At 57.8% G+C, this 16,611-nt stretch carries 16 protein-coding genes; 7 read left to right on the top strand and 9 right to left on the bottom strand.

What is annotated here, in order from left to right; translation table 11 throughout:
- Positions 1-11 precede the first annotated feature (11 nt).
- Complete coding sequence (locus Q0802_RS05710; RefSeq protein WP_298914870.1) at positions 12-692, bottom strand: Hint domain-containing protein; 681 nt, start codon at positions 690-692, stop codon at positions 12-14.
- Between the two features lie 233 nt (positions 693-925).
- Complete coding sequence (locus tag Q0802_RS05705) at positions 926-1,582, bottom strand: sulfotransferase family 2 domain-containing protein (protein ID WP_298914867.1); 657 nt, start codon at positions 1,580-1,582, stop codon at positions 926-928.
- 140 nt (positions 1,583-1,722) lie between these two features.
- Between Q0802_RS05705 and Q0802_RS05700 the strand changes: the two genes are divergently transcribed.
- Together Q0802_RS05700 and Q0802_RS05695 are read left to right on the top strand one after the other, a co-directional pair.
- Positions 1,723-3,354 (top strand): AMP-binding protein, encoded by a 1,632-nt coding sequence (locus Q0802_RS05700; RefSeq protein WP_298914864.1) that lies wholly within the window; start codon positions 1,723-1,725, stop codon positions 3,352-3,354.
- Between the two features lie 102 nt (positions 3,355-3,456).
- Positions 3,457-4,470 (top strand): hypothetical protein, encoded by a 1,014-nt coding sequence (locus Q0802_RS05695; protein ID WP_298914862.1) that lies wholly within the window; start codon positions 3,457-3,459, stop codon positions 4,468-4,470.
- On the opposite strand, the gene Q0802_RS05690 is transcribed toward Q0802_RS05695, so the two are convergent.
- From Q0802_RS05690 to Q0802_RS05665, 6 genes are all read right to left on the bottom strand, one after another.
- Positions 4,467-5,093 carry a hypothetical protein gene (locus Q0802_RS05690; protein WP_298914859.1) on the bottom strand — a complete coding sequence of 209 codons (627 nt, stop codon included), beginning with the start codon at positions 5,091-5,093 and terminating at the stop codon, positions 4,467-4,469. The genes Q0802_RS05695 and Q0802_RS05690 overlap by 4 nt on opposite strands.
- Positions 5,094-5,185: 92 nt before the next feature.
- Positions 5,186-5,818, bottom strand: a complete 633-nt coding sequence (upp, locus tag Q0802_RS05685) for a uracil phosphoribosyltransferase (protein ID WP_298914856.1) — start codon at positions 5,816-5,818, stop codon at positions 5,186-5,188.
- Between the two features lie 99 nt (positions 5,819-5,917).
- Positions 5,918-7,111 carry a phosphopentomutase gene (locus Q0802_RS05680; RefSeq protein WP_298914855.1) on the bottom strand — a complete coding sequence of 398 codons (1,194 nt, stop codon included), beginning with the start codon at positions 7,109-7,111 and terminating at the stop codon, positions 5,918-5,920.
- Entirely contained in the window at positions 7,111-8,427 is a 1,317-nt protein-coding gene (locus Q0802_RS05675) for a thymidine phosphorylase (RefSeq protein WP_298914852.1), read from the bottom strand. The genes Q0802_RS05680 and Q0802_RS05675 overlap by 1 nt, the downstream gene beginning before the upstream one ends.
- Complete coding sequence (locus Q0802_RS05670) at positions 8,424-8,813, bottom strand: cytidine deaminase (RefSeq protein WP_298914850.1); 390 nt, start codon at positions 8,811-8,813, stop codon at positions 8,424-8,426. The genes Q0802_RS05675 and Q0802_RS05670 overlap by 4 nt, the downstream gene beginning before the upstream one ends.
- An 84-nt stretch (positions 8,814-8,897) precedes the next feature.
- On the bottom strand, positions 8,898-9,983 hold the full coding sequence (locus Q0802_RS05665; RefSeq protein WP_298914847.1) for a cupin domain-containing protein: 1,086 nt from the start codon (positions 9,981-9,983) through the stop codon (positions 8,898-8,900).
- A 185-nt stretch (positions 9,984-10,168) separates the two neighbouring features.
- On the opposite strand from Q0802_RS05665, the gene Q0802_RS05660 reads away from it, so the two are divergent.
- The 5 genes from Q0802_RS05660 (at position 10,169) to Q0802_RS05640 (ending at position 16,233) form a co-directional block, all read left to right on the top strand.
- Complete coding sequence (locus tag Q0802_RS05660; RefSeq protein ID WP_298914844.1) at positions 10,169-12,442, top strand: NADP-dependent malic enzyme; 2,274 nt, start codon at positions 10,169-10,171, stop codon at positions 12,440-12,442.
- A 140-nt stretch (positions 12,443-12,582) separates the two neighbouring features.
- Positions 12,583-12,837 (top strand): hypothetical protein, encoded by a 255-nt coding sequence (locus Q0802_RS05655; RefSeq protein ID WP_298914841.1) that lies wholly within the window; start codon positions 12,583-12,585, stop codon positions 12,835-12,837.
- 175 nt (positions 12,838-13,012) lie between these two features.
- Positions 13,013-13,333 (top strand): hypothetical protein, encoded by a 321-nt coding sequence (locus Q0802_RS05650; RefSeq protein ID WP_298914839.1) that lies wholly within the window; start codon positions 13,013-13,015, stop codon positions 13,331-13,333.
- Positions 13,334-13,402: 69 nt separating this feature from the next.
- A complete protein-coding gene (locus tag Q0802_RS05645) occupies positions 13,403-15,295 on the top strand; it encodes a propionyl-CoA synthetase (protein ID WP_298914836.1) in 1,893 nt (630 codons plus the stop codon).
- A gap of 17 nt (positions 15,296-15,312) precedes the next feature.
- The gene (locus Q0802_RS05640) at positions 15,313-16,233 is read left to right on the top strand and encodes a LysR family transcriptional regulator (protein WP_298914834.1); all 921 of its coding nucleotides are present in this window, start codon (positions 15,313-15,315) and stop codon (positions 16,231-16,233) included.
- Between the two features lie 58 nt (positions 16,234-16,291).
- Here the strand turns inward: Q0802_RS05640 and Q0802_RS05635 are convergent, their stop codons facing one another.
- The gene (locus Q0802_RS05635) at positions 16,292-16,501 is read right to left on the bottom strand and encodes a CsbD family protein (protein WP_298914831.1); all 210 of its coding nucleotides are present in this window, start codon (positions 16,499-16,501) and stop codon (positions 16,292-16,294) included.
- Between the last annotated feature and the right edge of the window lie 110 nt (positions 16,502-16,611).

The following is a 16,611-nucleotide window of genomic DNA, read 5'->3' as shown; positions in this document are numbered from 1 at the left end:
GCGTTAACTCTTCAGGCGACCAGAACCATGTCCGTCGCCCCAAATACATAGCCGCCGCTTTGGACCAATGCTTGTCGGGTCATTTCGCTGTCTTTCAGGATTTCTCTGGCCTGCGTCACAGAGGTAACTTCATAGAGCACTTCCTCCGGTGCCATCATGTCCTGCAAATGCACAACACTGCGTGGACAATGGATCAGTAATCCGCCGTCAATGTAAATCACCTCATCGCGTGCAAAGTAGAAGGTGATCAATTCGACCGGGTGCGCCGGCGGGCTGCGGCGTATGCCGCACAGTCCCTCCAAAGCCTGTGCGGGCACAACGGCGAAAGGATCACCCAAGGGGTCCGAAGCCGCTTCGCTTTCCAGCATGACGCCCTGATCTGGGAGCAACGTCACCTCCTGCGCGTTGCCAAGCGCGCCCGCAGGTATCACGACCGGCCAGAGACCTTTGGCGATTTCGGTGCCATCAGCCCACAAGGTTGCCCGCTGAATGTCCATGATCGTTTGCACCCCATTGTCAAACGTCAGAACCTTGTCTCCCACCGTCAACGCCTCCGCCACACGCCAACCAAGATTTGAGGCGACCCGTGTCCCGGCAACGATGCCGTGACTGACGGGCGGCGCGTTCTTCTTGCTGTGGACTGAGCGCCCCAGCCTGGACCACGCAGTCAAGCTCTGTTGATACATGTTCATCTTCATCCCCATTGTGTTGCGTCGGAGTTGGCAGCGACGCTTTACGATCCTTTCCAAACAACGACCAAAGCATGTCGGCGCTTGGCCGCGATTACGGCGCATCTGGGGCATTGGATCGCCGACGCTGGGTAATGAGATCACGACGGATCGGATTGACGCTGGAAAAGAAACAGTTTTCTAACGACACCGACAGATCGCAGCCAATCCGTTAACCATTTCGCTCTTTGCGAGAATCACTCGTCCGGTTCAAAGCGGTAGTCGAAACGGGCGATGTCTTCCGCACAGACGTCGGCCACAAGGGCGCGCGTTTCGGCGTCATAGTATTCCCGGTAGTCCGTATTGCGCTTTGATCGGTTGATATGCGGCAGTGACAGCGCAAACCCCAGATGCGTCTCAAGACGCGCCGCGTCCTGTTCAAATCTCTCCAGACGGACAAATGCATTGCAGCGTTCGACACCGGTTACATCCCGCATATAGTGACTTGCCGGTGCATTCCGCAAACTGGATTGAACAGGCTCCGAGCGTAGAAAGGCGTCAAACGTTGTTGATCTGGCGATTTCGACACTCGGATGATCGAAGCTCTGTTCCCTGAGCCAATGATAGTAGCTGACCAGCCGGTCCCAGGGATTGCGCACCAGAGTGAAGATAAACATCTCCGCCAAATCCCCGGGCGCCAGAATGCCGTCGATATCGGCCAGGGTCGAGTGCTTCCAAAGCCGACCCCTTGGGCGCAGCCCTTCCAGCTTTCGTTTTCGTTTACGGGCTTTTGGCGTGTCCCCGATCAGCAGATCATCCTTCATCGCGCGTGCTTCAAGTGCCAACGCCAGGGAAGTTCCGCCCGTCTTGGGGATATGGACAAAGACAAAGTTGCGACCACGAGAGATGATCATCCACCAACCCCCCTGTTGTATTGTGGGACCCGACGCGCGATCCAAATGTAAGACAATTCACTTTTCAAATGTCGCAAAACCCATATCGTAGAAGCCGCGTTGCGCCTAAACTACAAAAAAGAGACCGGGAGGGAAACAACATGGGTTGGATGAGGGATGAAACGGGGCTCGAGAAATGTGCTGCGAACTATGTGCCACTGACACCGCTCTCGCATCTGCGTCGTGCCGCCCATGTCTTTGCGGATCACACCGCCCTGATTTATGCAGATCATCGCGCAACTTATGCACAGTACCATGAACGCTGCACGCGGTTGGCATCCGCGCTGACAACGCTCGGCGTCAATCCCGGCGACGTTGTGGCCACGCTTATTCCGAATGTCACCGCACAGGCCGAAGCCCATTTCGGCGTGCCCGCATGTGGTGCGGTTCTGAACACGATCAACACGCGGCTTGATGTAGATACCGTGAGCTACATCTTCGATCACGGCGAGGCGAAAATTGTCATGGTCGACAGCCAGTTCCTGGAATTGGCCGAAGCGGCGTGCGACAGGATGGACGGCCCGCCACCAATCCTTGTTGAAGTGCCTGATGAAGCTGCCGGCTACCCGGCCTCTGGCAAGCACAAGGTCTACGAGGATTTGCTCGCGGGGGCCGATCCGAATTTCGACTGGATCATGCCGGAGGATGAGTGGGAAAGCCTCGCGCTCAACTACACCTCGGGCACGACCGGGCGCCCCAAAGGTGTCGTCTATCATCACCGGGGCGCTTATTTGATGACCATGGGGACAGTCGTGAGCTGGCGCATGGTCCTGCACCCAATCTACCTGACAATTGTGCCGCTTTTCCATTGCAATGGGTGGAACCACACCTGGATGATGCCCCTGATCGGTGGCACGATCGTCTGTTGCCGCGACATCACGGCACCTGCGATCTATGACGCGATCGCAGAGCAGGGGGTGACCCATTTGGGGGGTGCGCCCATCGTGCTCAACATGCTGGTCAATGCGCCTGCGCAAGATCGGCGCAACTTCAGCCATGTGGTTGAGGTTTTTACGGCAGGCGCGCCCCCTGCCCCGGCGACGCTCAGCAAGATCGAAGCGCTGGGGTTCAATGTCACACAGGTCTACGGGCTTACTGAAACTTATGGTCATGTCACCGAATGCCTGTGGCGCGGCGCGGATTGGGATGGGCTGGACAAACCTGATCGCGCGGCGGTCAAAGCCCGTCAGGGCGTGGCCTTTCCGATGATGGAAGACATCACCGTCATGGACACTGACATGCATCAGATTCCCATGGACGCCAGCACGCAGGGCGAGATCATGATCCGCGGCAATTCGGTCATGAAGGGATACTACAAGAATTCAAAAGCCACAGCCGATGCCTTTCAGGGTGGGTACTTCCATTCCGGTGATATCGCCCTGCAACATAGCGATGGATACATGCAGATCGCGGATCGCGCCAAGGACATCATAATATCCGGGGGCGAAAACATCTCGTCGGTTGAGGTCGAGGGGGTTTTGATGGGCCATGAAGATGTTCTGCTGGCTGCCGTGGTTGCAAAGCCGGATGAAAAATGGGGTGAAGTGCCTTGCGCATTTGTTGAGCTAAAGCCGGGCGCCACCGGTGACGCCGCAGCGTTGATCGCCTTTGCCCGTCAGACGCTGGCCGGGTTCAAAGCTCCCAAATACGTGGTATTCGATGAATTGCCCAAAACCTCCACGGGCAAGATCCAGAAATTTGAACTGAGAAAACGCGCAAAAGACATGGGGTAATTCGAAACCCGGCGGTGCTCCGACATGCCGCACCCCATTGCTCCGGCGCGGTCAGGTGGTAGACTGCGCCAAAGAAGAAATTGAGCAGCAGCAGCACCCGCCATGACGGCCCTCAAGAAATACGCCCGGCTTGAAGCCAGTGGACTCTGGCGCCTGTCGCCGGATGATCAGCGGCGTGAGGTGATCGTCTCCATTGGTGATGCAACCCTGATCATTTCGGATATGCAGGACCGAGCCATCACCCATTGGTCGCTTGCGGCTGTCCAGCGCGCCAATCCCGGGAAACGTCCCGCTATTTTCTACCCCGACGGTGATCCGAACGAGACCCTCGAACTCGGCACGGGTGAAGCGCAGATGATAGATGCGATTGAAAAACTGCGGCGCGCTGTTGAACGGGCACGCCCCAAACCAGGACGATTGCGCTGGCTGGGCATGACACTTTCCATCGCGGCGGTTCTCGCGGTCGCCGTTTTTTGGGTACCGCAAGCACTCATCAACCATACGCTGTCGGTTGTGCCATCGGTCAAACGCGCCGAAATCGGCAAAGCGCTGCTCTCGCGGATCGAGCGCATGACAGGGGCAAGCTGCTCGGAGCCTGCGGGGGTGCGTGCGCTGAGCACCATGCGCGCGCGGCTGGGCGCTGACAAACTGGTGCTGCTGCCCGGAACCGTGATGACAAGTTTGCATTTGCCCGGCGGATATATCCTTCTGAACAGAAGTCTGGTCGAAGATTTCGAAGAACCGGATGTGATCGCCGGATACGCCATGGTCGAACAAAGCCTGTCCCGCGCAAATGATCCGCTACGCCAATTGCTGGACGTCAGCGGTACCTGGGCCAGTTTTCAGTTACTGACAACCGGCAAGATCAACGGCGAGCTTCTCGACAGCTATGCTGAATTCCTGCTGACGCAGAAATCCAACCCGCCATCACCCGAAGGGTTGTTGCCCGTCTTTGCCATGGCCGAACTGCGCAGCACGCCCTATGCCTATGCCAGAGATATCACCGGAGAAACGGTTTTGCCGCTGATCGAGGCAGATCCGATGACAGGCGGGTCGCCAAAGTCTCTCCTCAGCGATGCCGATTGGCTGCGGCTTCAAAACATTTGTGGTGGTTAGTCAACCAACCTGCGCGGCGCGGTTTTTGTCCAGATCTGATGCATGCGGGCACGTCCGGCAAGGGTCTGTTCGGCGCGCCGAGGGTTAAGACGATCATCCTGCCAAACGGTGCGATACCCCTTCGGCACGGCAACATTCAGTGTGTTCAACCGCTCTTCATACACATGTCTTGGCAGCACGCGGGCGGTCTGGGAAACGCCCTTGGACGCCGCGTTCTCAGGCGTGACGACCGTGCCTGCGAGGCTCGGTTCTGCACGGCGGGCAGGGACAACGCGCTTTGTGCGCGTTTTACTTTTTGATACCGCAACCGGCATCGAATCTTCTCCGATGACCACAACTTCTTGAGTAGCAGGCTGCGGCGTTGCCACGCGCACCTCAAATGTCGGCTTCATACCACAGATCAATTTGCGATCCCGCGTCACACGCGGCACCCATTGAACAGCGTCGTCAATCCCCGCTCGGATAAAGGCACAACCGGTACTGTCGACATATTGTCTGCCCGTATAACTGACCGGCGGAAATTCACGTGGTGCAATGGTGGCGCTTTGGGCATTAACTTCAAAACCACCCGTCACCATCGCCAAAGCAAGGCCGGAAATCGCGATAATTCTGGTAATTCTCATCATTGCCCCCACAAGATATAGGGGGACGATGCCCGAATATGGCGAACAAGGCAAGCTAAAGCGGCGGCGATTTACGGCTCGTCGCTGTCGATCTATTTCGTGCCGAACATACGGTCGCCCGCATCCCCAAGGCCCGGCACTATATATCCGATATCATTAAGTTTTTCATCCACCGCCGCTGTCACGATCGGAACATCCGGATGGGCCTGCGCCATGCGCTTGATACCTTCGGGCGCGGCCAGAAGGCATAAGAATCGGATATTGGTTGCACCGGCCTTTTTCAGCAAATCAATGGCGGCCACCGACGAATTGCCCGTCGCCAGCATCGGGTCCACAGCAATGACCAGACGATCCTCCAACGCTTCGGGCACTTTGAAGTAATATTGTACCGGTTGCAGGGTCTCTTCATCGCGATAAAGACCGACAAAGCCAACGCGTGCGGACGGGATCAATTCCAGCACGCCGTCCAGCAGCCCATTGCCTGCGCGCAAGATCGAAATCAGCGCGAGTTTCTTGCCCGAAAGCGTGGGCGCATCCATTGCCTGCATGGGCGTTTCAATGCGTTTGGTGGTCATGGGCAAGCCGCGGGTCACCTCATAGGCCAGCAGTTGGCTGATTTCGCGCAGCAATTGACGAAAAACGGCAGTCGGGGTCTTCTGGTCCCGCATGATCGTAAGTTTATGCTGGACCAGCGGGTGGTCGACAACTGTTACATGATCGCTCATGGGGCACCTCTTTTTTTTCGTCACACCCTTTAGCCCCGAAGCGCGCCGGGCCGCAACCCGAGGCGCGCATGGACAGGAAAAAAGCCACGGAGCGTTCGGTCAGGAAGGCGGCTCGATCCCCAGATGGCGCGCAACAATCTCGGCGACATCTGTAAACCCGATTTGCCCAAGTGCCTGGGTCCCAACACCCGCGATCAGAACCGGCACTCTTTCTCGCGTGTGATCTGTTCCGACCCATGTCGGATCGTTGCCGTGATCTGCAGTCAACAGCAGCATGTCCCCGGATCGAAGAGCGTCGATCACCGCTCCAATTTCCTCATCAAACCACTCCAGCGCCCGGGCGTATCCCGAGACATCGCGCCGATGTCCGTAAAGGCTGTCGAATTCGACAAAATTAGCGAATGTCAGGCTGCCATCCTCTGCCGTCTCTACAAGATCGCCCAAGTGCCGCATCAATGTCGCATCGGGCCCCTTGCGCACTTCATCAATGCCCTCCATCGAAAAAATATCGCCAATCTTTCCGACCGCGTACACCCGGCGACCGGCGTCCTGCACCCAATTGGTCAAAACTGGTTTGGGGGGGGATATCGCAAAATCCCGGCGGTTTGAGGTCCGGTAATAACCCTCCGCCTCGGTCCCCAGAAACGGTCTGGCGATGACCCGCCCAACCTTCATCTTGTGCAGTGTCGGGGCCAGCGCCTCACAGAGTGCCAGCAGCTTTTCCAATCCAAAGGTTTCTTCATGCGCGGCAATCTGGAAAACGGAGTCCGCTGAGGTATAGCAAATCGGTTGCCCGGTTCGCATGTGTTCTTCACCAAAGCCCCTGATGATTGATGTTCCCGAGGCATGACAATTTCCGAGAATACCGGTTGTCCCGGCAAGCTCGCAGGTTCTGGCCACGAGGTCTTCCGGAAAAGCCCTTTCAGCGTTGGGGAAATAGTGCCAATCCCACGGGACCGGCACACCTGCCAGTTCCCAATGACCCGAGGGGGTATCTTTACCTCTCGACACTTCGGTGGCGACCCCCCAGGTACCTCTGGGCTCCTGCCCCAGACCGAGTGCTAGGTTCCCACTGGCCAGTTGAACAGCCCGCCCCAGTCCTAGCCGATCAAGGTTGGGGATCATGAGTGGGCCAAGACGGGCCTCCAAGGCGGTTCCCTGCGCACAGGCACGAGCGATATGACAAATCGTATTGGCGCCTTCATCAGGAATATCACCATTGAAAAACGTGTGGGCATCCGGGGCCCCACCAATCCCGACCGAATCCATCACCACAAGAAACGCGCGTGCCATCAGCCGACCCTTTCCTTGACCAGATCAGGGGATTCCGCATGGGGTTCCGGCGCGATCCAGATCGCTGCGCGAACAGCAGCTATCGCCCGCTCTGCCGCGTCCGATCTGGCGGCATGCACGACAGCCAGCGGCTGACCACGCATAACCTTTGTTCCAAGACGCACAACTTGCCCAAGACCAACGGACGGGTCAATCGCATCGCTTTCCACCACGCGCCCTCCGCCCAGGGCGACCACGGTCATCCCGAGCGCTTCACCATCAATTTCAGTGACATATCCGGCCTTTGGCGCAGTCACTTCCCGGATCACCGTGGCCTCGGGCAGGAAGCGCGACCAGTTGTCAACGAAATGAACCGGCCCCCCCATCGCGGCGATCATCTTGCCAAAGCGCTCCGCGGCCTGACCGGAGTGTATCGCTTCCGAGATTGCGTCCGCCCCCGCCTGAACATCCTCTGCAAGGCCTGCATTTGCCAGCAGAACACCGCCCAGAGCCGCGGAAATTTCCACGAGAGGCCCCCGCGATTGGCCAGTCAAGACCTGCATGACCTCCGCCACTTCAAGTGCGTTCCCCAGGCTGGATGCCAGCGGTTGGTTCATGTCGCTGATCACGGCCGTGGTCTTGCATCCCGCGGCATTGGCGGTATCGACCAATGATCGCGCGAGGCTGCGTGCGGCATCCATGTCTTTCATGAACGCACCGCTGCCGACCTTCACATCAAGCACCAACCCGTCCAATCCCCCTGCAAGCTTTTTGGAAAGGATCGACGCGGTGATCAGGTCCAGACTATCGACGGTCGATGTCACGTCACGCACCGCATAGAACCGTTTGTCCGCAGGCGCGATATCAGCACTGGCACCAACGATGGCGCAGCCAGCCTGGGCCACAACCGCGCGGAAGTGTTCCTCTTCGAGCTGCGTGGCAACCCCGGGGATCGCCTCCATCTTGTCCAATGTACCGCCGGTATGTCCCAGCCCGCGCCCTGAAATCATCGGAACATATGCGCCGCAAGCCGCCAGAGCAGGTGCCAGAACGAGTGAAACACAATCGCCCACCCCGCCCGTCGAATGCTTGTCCAGCACCGGTCCGCCCAGATCCCAGCGCAAAACATCTCCACTGTCACGCATGGCAAGCGTCAGCGCCACACGCGATTCTTCGTCAAGACCCCTTACGCAAATACCCATGGCAAAGGCGCCCGCCTGGGCATCGCTTATGGACCCATCCGCAAGACCCTGGGCAAGCCACTGCAAATCCGATGTCGGCAAAGGCTTTCCATGTCGTAGCCGGGCCAACACACTACGGGCGTTCGGCGCACTCATGAGGCCATGTGGCCGGCATTGAAAACACCGGGAAGAAGCTCGGCGATCGTGGTGATCTGCTCAATCCCGCCAGTCGTCGCCAGGGTCACGCGCACATCGCCATCGGCAAATTCAGCAAGTTTCTGGCGACACCCACCGCATGGCGTTACCGGCGTTGGTGATCCCGCGATCACATAGGCCTCGATCAATCTGGTCTCTCCAGCCGCAACCATGGCGGCGATTGCACCGGCCTCGGCACAGGTGCCTTCTGGATAAGCCACGTTTTCCACGTTGCACCCGGCGTAAATCTTGCCCGACGCCCCCCTTATGGCGGCCCCTACTTTGAAATTCGAATAAGGCGCGTGCGCGTTTTCGCGTACAGCGGTTGCGGCCTCTTTGAGCGACATGGGCGAGCCTTTCAACATCGTTGTCAAACGACAGCGTGTCTGCTGGCGCGCTTCAATGCAAGAGCACAGACCACATATCTGACGTCAACCATTGATGGTTTCGAAAACACCCGGCAAAGAGATTTCGAGCAGTTCGACATCCTCAGAGGGATCAGAATAACGCACCCGCATACCCGGCGGGATCACAAAAGCGTCTCCCGGCGCCAACGGGTAAGGATCGCGACCTTCGCCTTCCAGAACCATGCGGCCTTCCATCACGAAGGTGAAAAGAATGTCGCTGTTATGCCGTGTCCAGCCGGGATCGTTGTCGCCGCGACGCACCACATGCACGCCGGCGACATTGGCGGTGTGCTCCGCGATCGTCGTGTCGCGGCTTTGATATCCGGGCACGCGAAACGGCGCCCAAATCGCCTCTTCCGCCTTATGATGCACAAAGCGCTGGCCGCTGAATTCCCGGCCCGGATCGGCAGGGCCATTGGGCAAATCCATCTCGTGATCGATGGTCGTGACATGTTCTGCCGGAACGCCGATCTCGATCACTTCGATATTTTCGGAGGCAAAGAGAACGCGGTGGCGTATCTGCGGTGGCTGGATCACGCAATTTCCTGCATGCAGACGAAACGGCTCTCCCTGATCTTCATAGACCAGATCAACCCACCCCTTGTAACAAAAGATCAACTGGAACCCGACTGTGTGGTAATGCACCATATCCGGTACCGGGCCCCCATCGGGAATGCGGATATGACTGGCAATGATGGACCCGCCCAGCCTGTCGGGTATCAGATCACGATAATGCATGCCCGCGCGGCCAATGATCCATGGCGCCTGATCCGCGAGACGCCTCACAACAAAACTATGGACAGTTTCGGGCATCACAAGCGGCTCATGCATCGGCAGAATATCAACAGTTGTGCCATTGGGCGCGGTCAGTTGCCTCTTGCCATCCGCAAAGGTTTCGGGCGTTTCGGTAAGTATCCGAATATGGCCGGGCGTTGTCTCGGCAGCCTTATCCACGCGTATCCTCAGACCATGTCCGGAAAACACTGCCACGGTCGGATCATCAGCAGGATAAATCATATCCATGCGCATACCCAACACTTTGGTAAAAAAAGGAATATCGTTGCGCAGCTCTTGCGTCGGCAACAGGAATTCGGCCTTGATATCGCTCATCATTCGTCCTCGGTTCACTTGGCGCAACTCTGCGCCAGCACATGCGCGAAGACAACCGGGCCCTGCCCGAATGCGCCGAATTATTGCGACCGGCAAGGCACGGCGCATGCACCGCAAAACAGCACCTTGGCGTCCCCGCAGGAGTAGTTTAATGCTAAACTATCTCTGGAGGAGGCGCCCATTTCATGACCGACAACAATAATCTGCGTCAAGCAGCCCTTGATTATCACGAATTTCCAAAACCCGGGAAACTTGAGATCCGCGCCACCAAGCCGCTCGCCAATGGCCGTGATCTGGCGAGGGCGTATTCTCCGGGCGTTGCAGAGGCCTGTCTCGAAATCAAGGAAGATGAAGCAACGGCCTCACGCTACACAGCGCGCGGTAACCTTGTCGGGGTCGTCAGCAACGGATCTGCCGTTCTGGGTTTGGGCAACATCGGCGCGCTGGCTTCAAAACCGGTCATGGAAGGCAAGGCCGTCCTGTTCAAGAAATTCGCAGGCATTGATTGTTTTGACATCGAAGTGGACGAATCCGACCCGGAAAAACTGGCCGATATCGTGTGCTCGCTGGGGCCGACCTTCGGGGCGATCAATCTTGAGGATATCAAGGCACCCGATTGCTTTACGGTAGAGCGCATCTGCCGCGAACGCATGAACATCCCGGTCTTTCACGACGATCAGCACGGCACGGCCATCGTGGTAGGGGCCGCCGCAAAAAATGCCCTTCATGTCGCGGGCAAAAGTTTTGACAGCATAAAAATCGTGTCCACCGGGGGCGGTGCAGCGGGCATCGCCTGTCTCAACATGCTGCTGAAACTCGGTGTAAAGCGCGAAAACGTCTGGCTTTGCGATATTCATGGTCTCGTTTACGAGGGCCGTGAAGTCGACATGAACCCGATAAAATCGGAATTTGCCCAGAAATCGGACCTGCGCACATTGGATGACGTGATCCCCGATGCTGATTTGTTCCTGGGGCTTTCCGGTCCCAAAGTCCTGAAGCCTGAGATGGTTGAAAAGATGGCGGACCGCCCCATCATCTTCGCGCTGGCCAACCCGACACCGGAAATCCTGCCCGATCTCGCACGTGAAGTGGCACCAGAGGCTATCATCGCAACCGGGCGGTCAGATTTTCCCAATCAGGTGAACAATGTTCTGTGCTTCCCCTTTATCTTCAGGGGCGCATTGGATGTGGGGGCGACCACTATCAACGATGAAATGCAGCTGGCTTGTATTGACGGGATCGCGGCACTGGCCCGTGCGACAACGTCCGCTGAAGCTGCCGCAGCCTACCAGGGGGAAGAGTTGACATTTGGTGTGGACTATTTGATCCCGAAGCCCTTTGATCCGCGCCTTGTGGGTGTCGTGTCTTCCGCAGTGGCCAAGGCCGCCATGGAAACCGGAGTGGCCACGCGTCCAATTGACGATCTCGAAGCCTACCGGCAAAAGCTCGACGGGTCTGTCTTCAAATCCGCTCTGCTCATGCGCCCTGTTTTTCAGGCCGCACGCACGTCACCGCGCCGGATCGTCTTTGCGGAAGGCGAGGATGAGCGTGTCCTGCGCGCCAGCCAGGCCATGCTGGAAGAGACGGTGGAGCGCCCCATTCTCATCGGTCGCCCCGATGTGATCGAGCGGCGCATCGAAAAGGCAGGGCTGACCATCCGGCTGGGCAAAGATGTCGATCTGGTCAATCCCGAGAACGATCCGCGCTATCGCGACTACTGGGAAAGCTATCATGATCTGATGGCGCGCCGAGGAGTGACACCCGATCTTGCACGGGCAATCATGCGTACCAATACGACAGCCATTGCCGCCGTGATGGTGCACCGCGAAGAAGCCGACAGTGTTATCTGCGGCACATTTGGCGAGTTCAGGTGGCACTTGAATTACATCCAACAAATACTTGGAAATAAAACACTTAATCCAGTTGGCGCTTTGTCCTTAATGATCCTTGAGGATGGGCCACTGTTCGTAGCGGATACGCAGGTTCATCTACACCCCGATCCACAACAAATCGCCGAAATTGCCATTGGTGCTGCCCGGCACGTTCGGCGGTTCGGCATCGAGCCCAAAATCGCTTTCTGCTCGCAATCTCAATTTGGCAACCAGGGCGAAGGAACCGGTGGGCGATTGCGCGGCGCTATCAAGCTGCTCGATAGCGGCGACTACGACTTCTGTTACGAAGGTGAGATGAACATTGACACAGCCCTTGATCCCGAACTGCGCGCCCGGATCATGCCTGCAAACCGCATGGAAGGAGCCGCAAACGTGCTGGTCTTTGCCCATGCGGATGCAGCGTCAGGTGTGCGCAATATCCTCAAGATGAAAGGCGGCGGCCTCGAGGTTGGCCCAATCCTCATGGGGATGGGCAACCGGGCGCATATCGTATCCCCGTCGATCACCGCGCGCGGTCTGTTAAACATGTCGGCAATTGCCGGCACACCCGTTGCGCATTACGGCTGAAGGCGCCCAAGATGCGATGATGACCATCAGGAAGGCCGCGCATCAGAACCATTAACTTCCCGCGCTCAATTAGAGGTTGTTGAGCACCTCACATTACCCCTAAATTGGGGTGCGGTTTCAAGCGGGAAGGAAGTTCAGAGATGTTGAAGAGATCGGCTACACTGATCAGCCTTGTCGTTTTGAGCGCTTGCGCATCGGTCTCCAACGAAACCTTCAGTCCAATCGTTGTGGACGGTGATACATACCAGCTTCGAACTCGTACCATTGAGGGGCCGAACGGTGCCTACGAGACCACAAGCGCACGTGTTGACGGCATTTATTACCTGTGCCGGATCAACAGTCCCGGGGATTGTGAGGCTGCCGTGCGCAGAGGTTTGGAAGAGCTACCTTTTTAGAGGATAGCGGAAGGGTCAAGCCAAACCGTTACCCTCACGGCGGTTCACTTGCAGGCGAGAAACTGTCACGTCGCGCGCAATGCGCCCGTCGGCCTCCTACATCTCAGTTCAGGTGGCGGCGAAGGATCACAGATGTCCAATGCTTTGCACCCTGATCAAAGAAAAGGACTTAACAATGAAACTGATACATGTACCCTCCCTTGCCCTCGGCGCCGCCCTGATTATGAGCGCCTCGACCGGATTTGCCGCCAACCAGATCGGCAGCATCAGCGTCTATGGCCAGGATTACAAAACAATTACGCGGGAATTCCAGCAAAGAGGCCGGACAGTCCTGACGGGCGAAGTACGCGTCTACAATAAAGCCTGGGGATGTGACACCACCCGCCCCGGCGATTGTGAAGAAGTGGCCAAGCGAGTGCTGAATTCCAGCGCGGCGCGCACCGTGGAAGGGGCCGCAGCGACACCAATCCGCGAGATTATCCGCAACCCGGGCTGACCCGACCCTTGCTCTCCCCCTCGCCTTGGGCTTAACCATGGACCCACAGCAAGAGGGGGAGACAACGCCATGACCTATCGCGATGTTTATCAGGCCAGCCTGTCTGATCCGGAGAGTTTCTGGATGACGGCAGCACAGGCTATTGATTGGGTCACCCCTCCAAGTCGCGCGCTTTTTGATCGCGGTGATGACCTTTATGAATGGTTTGCCGATGGGTTGGTCAACACCTGTTACAATGCCGTCGATCGCCATGTCGAGGCGGGGCGCGGAGACCAACCGGCGATCGTTCACGACAGCCCTATCACCGGCACCAAATCCAGTCTGACTTATTCTGAACTCAGAGATCGCGTTGCATCACTCGCGGGCGCGTTGGTGGCGCAGGGCGTCACCAAGGGGGATCGTGTCATCATCTATATGCCGATGATCCCCGAGGCGTTGGAAGCGATGCTGGCATGTGCCCGCATCGGGGCGATTCACTCGGTGGTTTTTGGCGGGTTTGCCGCCAATGAACTCGCCGTGCGGATCGACGATTGTAAGCCCAAGGCAATCCTTGCGGCCTCCTGCGGGCTCGAGCCCGGGCGCATTGTGAAATACAAGCCCCTTCTGGATGGCGCAATCGAGTTTGCAAACCACAAACCGGATGTTTGCATAATTCTGCAAAGAGATCAGGACCAGGCGGAATTGATCCCCGGACGTGACCTGGACTGGCACGCAGCCCAAGATGGCGCTGCACCCGCAGATTGTGTCCCGGTTGAAGGCAATCACCCGGTTTATGTCCTCTACACCTCCGGCACAACCGGCGCGCCCAAAGGTGTTGTTCGCCCGACCGGTGGTCATCTGGTCGCCCTCCATTGGACGATGAAAAACATCTACAATGTCGATCCCGGTGACGTGTTTTGGGCCGCATCAGATGTTGGCTGGGTCGTTGGGCACAGCTACATCTGCTACGCGCCCCTCATCCATGGCAACACAACCGTTGTCTTTGAGGGCAAGCCCGTCGGGACACCAGATGCAGGCACTTTTTGGCGCGTCATATCGGAACATAACGTGCGCTCTTTTTTTACGGCCCCGACGGCAATCCGGGCCGTAAAACGAGAAGACCCAAAGGGGCTTGAGCGGAAGAAATACGACCTTTCGGGTCTGCGTGCGCTCTATCTGGCGGGCGAACGTGCGGACCCTGACACCATCGAATGGGCGCAGGAAATTCTCGACGTGCCGGTCTACGATCACTGGTGGCAGACGGAAACAGGCTACACGATCGCCGGGAACCCCGCCGGTCTCGAAGCCCTGCCCGTCAAGATCGGCTCACCCACCGTGGCCATGCCCGGCTATGACGTGCAAATCCTCGACGAAGCGGGTCATCCGCAAAAACCGGGTGAATTGGGGGCCATCGCCATCAAACTGCCCTTACCGCCCGGCACGTTGCCGACGCTGTGGAACGCGGCGGACCGGTTCCGCAAAAGCTATCTGTCCACCTTCCCCGGCTTTTACGAGACCGGCGATGCGGGCATGATCGACGAGGAAGGTTACCTCTATATCATGGCGCGCACGGACGATGTGATCAATGTCGCCGGGCACCGCCTGAGCACCGGTGCGATGGAAGAGGTGCTGGCCGCCCACCCGGATGTGGCCGAATGCGCCGTTGTCGGCGTCTCGGACAACCTCAAGGGCCAATCGCCGCTTGGTCTTGTCTGCCTGACCAGTGGCGTAAATCGCCCGCATGACGAAATCACTTCGGAATGCGTCAAACTGGTGCGCGAAAGGATCGGGCCTGTTGCCGCGTTCAAAAACGCTCTCGTGGTGGACCGTCTGCCCAAAACCCGGTCGGGCAAAATCCTGCGGGGCACGGTGGTGAAGATCGCCGACGGCGAGACGTTCAAGATGCCTGCAACAATTGATGACCCTGTTATCCTCGACGAGATCAGGGCGGCATTGCAGACCATTGGCTACGCGAGGGAATGAGCTGACATGCAGCGCAGATGATCGGAAACCTTGTCAGTTTAAAGCAGCTTGAAGCACTGGTCTGGGTGGCAGACCTCGGCAGTTTTCGCCGCGCCGCGCAACAACTCAATACTACACAGCCCAACGTTTCCGCCCGCATCGCTGGGCTTGAGCGCACGTTGAACATCGTTTTGATGCACCGCGACGCGGGCTCGGTTCGCCTGACCGACAAAGGCGCCGAAATTCTTGAGGTCGCGCGGCGTGTTCTTCATGAAGCGGAAATCCTCACCGAAGTCGCGGCGCGCGCAGATTTGGTAGAAGGGCGCTTGCGGTTGGGGGTTACCGAGCTTGTCGCCGCCACATGGCTGCATCAGTATCTGCGGGATCTGAAAGAGGCTTACCCATCGCTCACCGTCGAATTGACCGTTGATTTGTCCCGACAGCTTGACACGTCCCTGGGGGAGCGCGCGCTTGATCTGACCATACAGAATGCGCCCTTCACTTCAAATGTGCGCGGCAACGTGGTGATCGGCGACTATCCGTACGTGTGGGCAGCGGCGCGCGGTTTGGCCCGGGCGCTTGCGGGAGTAAACTGTGTCAGTGAGCTCACGGGGCACAGCCTCCTGACCCATGCGCGGCACACGCAATCTTACAACGAGCTTGCGGATCACGCCCGATCACTGGGGATACAGACCTCCTGTTTTGTGCCCTCAAGTTCGCTGACATCCTGCATGCAGATGGCGGCTGACGGGCTGGGGGTCGCCCTCCTGCCCCGCATCATGGTCGAGCGGGGCGCGGTTGCCGACAAACTGATGGCTCTGGAAAATCTTTGGCTACCCTCCGCGCTGCACTTCGCTGCCAGGTACAGACACCAAAGCGCCCGTCACATTGCAAAGGCGGCGATAATTGCAGCACAGACAGCGCAGGCATTCAGCCACCACGACCAGGCCTCCCAATGATAAAAAGGCGGCCCCGCGCGGGGACCGCCTTTTAAAAAAATCAACCGCCACGAGGAAATTACGCGGCTGATTTATACTCTGCAACAAATGCGTCGATCTGGCGCTCTGCTTCGTCTTTTGCGATGCCATAGCGTTCCTGGATAAGACCCGTCAGGCGCTCTCTGTCTCCCGCCACCTGATCAATCTCGTCGTCGGTCAGTTCACCCCATTTCGACTGAACCGTCCCGGTCAGTTGCTTCCAGTTGCCTTTGATGATGTTCCAGTTCATGGGTCTCTCCTTGTCGTTGATCCCGATTAACCGAACACATGCGCATCATATGCTCTTGCCGTCTCAACAAATCACGCTCCCGAAAGGTTCCGCAAAAAGTGATCGACCGT

Origin of the sequence: uncultured Roseobacter sp. (assembly GCF_947495275.1) — a bacterium.
Taxonomy (GTDB): domain Bacteria; phylum Pseudomonadota; class Alphaproteobacteria; order Rhodobacterales; family Rhodobacteraceae; genus Roseobacter.
This window is presented reverse-complemented; position numbering and strand designations above follow the sequence as displayed.

Excerpts from the sequence above, each read along its gene's own strand:
- Q0802_RS05660 (WP_298914844.1), top strand. The coding sequence starts at position 10,169 with ATGACCGACAACAATAATCTGCGTCAAGCAGCCCTTGATTATCACGAA.
- Q0802_RS05710 (WP_298914870.1), bottom strand. The coding sequence starts at position 692 with ATGAACATGTATCAACAGAGCTTGACTGCGTGGTCCAGGCTGGGGCGC.
- Q0802_RS05695 (WP_298914862.1), top strand. The coding sequence starts at position 3,457 with ATGACGGCCCTCAAGAAATACGCCCGGCTTGAAGCCAGTGGACTCTGG.
- Q0802_RS05655 (WP_298914841.1), top strand. The coding sequence starts at position 12,583 with ATGTTGAAGAGATCGGCTACACTGATCAGCCTTGTCGTTTTGAGCGCT.
- upp (WP_298914856.1), bottom strand. The coding sequence starts at position 5,818 with ATGAGCGATCATGTAACAGTTGTCGACCACCCGCTGGTCCAGCATAAA.
- Q0802_RS05705 (WP_298914867.1), bottom strand. The coding sequence starts at position 1,582 with ATGATCATCTCTCGTGGTCGCAACTTTGTCTTTGTCCATATCCCCAAG.
- Q0802_RS05670 (WP_298914850.1), bottom strand. The coding sequence starts at position 8,813 with ATGTCGCTCAAAGAGGCCGCAACCGCTGTACGCGAAAACGCGCACGCG.
- Q0802_RS05680 (WP_298914855.1), bottom strand. The coding sequence starts at position 7,111 with ATGGCACGCGCGTTTCTTGTGGTGATGGATTCGGTCGGGATTGGTGGG.
- Q0802_RS05640 (WP_298914834.1), top strand. The coding sequence starts at position 15,313 with ATGATCGGAAACCTTGTCAGTTTAAAGCAGCTTGAAGCACTGGTCTGG.
- Q0802_RS05635 (WP_298914831.1), bottom strand. The coding sequence starts at position 16,501 with ATGAACTGGAACATCATCAAAGGCAACTGGAAGCAACTGACCGGGACG.
- Q0802_RS05645 (WP_298914836.1), top strand. The coding sequence starts at position 13,403 with ATGACCTATCGCGATGTTTATCAGGCCAGCCTGTCTGATCCGGAGAGT.
- Q0802_RS05665 (WP_298914847.1), bottom strand. The coding sequence starts at position 9,983 with ATGAGCGATATCAAGGCCGAATTCCTGTTGCCGACGCAAGAGCTGCGC.
- Q0802_RS05690 (WP_298914859.1), bottom strand. The coding sequence starts at position 5,093 with ATGAGAATTACCAGAATTATCGCGATTTCCGGCCTTGCTTTGGCGATG.
- Q0802_RS05675 (WP_298914852.1), bottom strand. The coding sequence starts at position 8,427 with ATGAGTGCGCCGAACGCCCGTAGTGTGTTGGCCCGGCTACGACATGGA.
- Q0802_RS05650 (WP_298914839.1), top strand. The coding sequence starts at position 13,013 with ATGAAACTGATACATGTACCCTCCCTTGCCCTCGGCGCCGCCCTGATT.
- Q0802_RS05700 (WP_298914864.1), top strand. The coding sequence starts at position 1,723 with ATGGGTTGGATGAGGGATGAAACGGGGCTCGAGAAATGTGCTGCGAAC.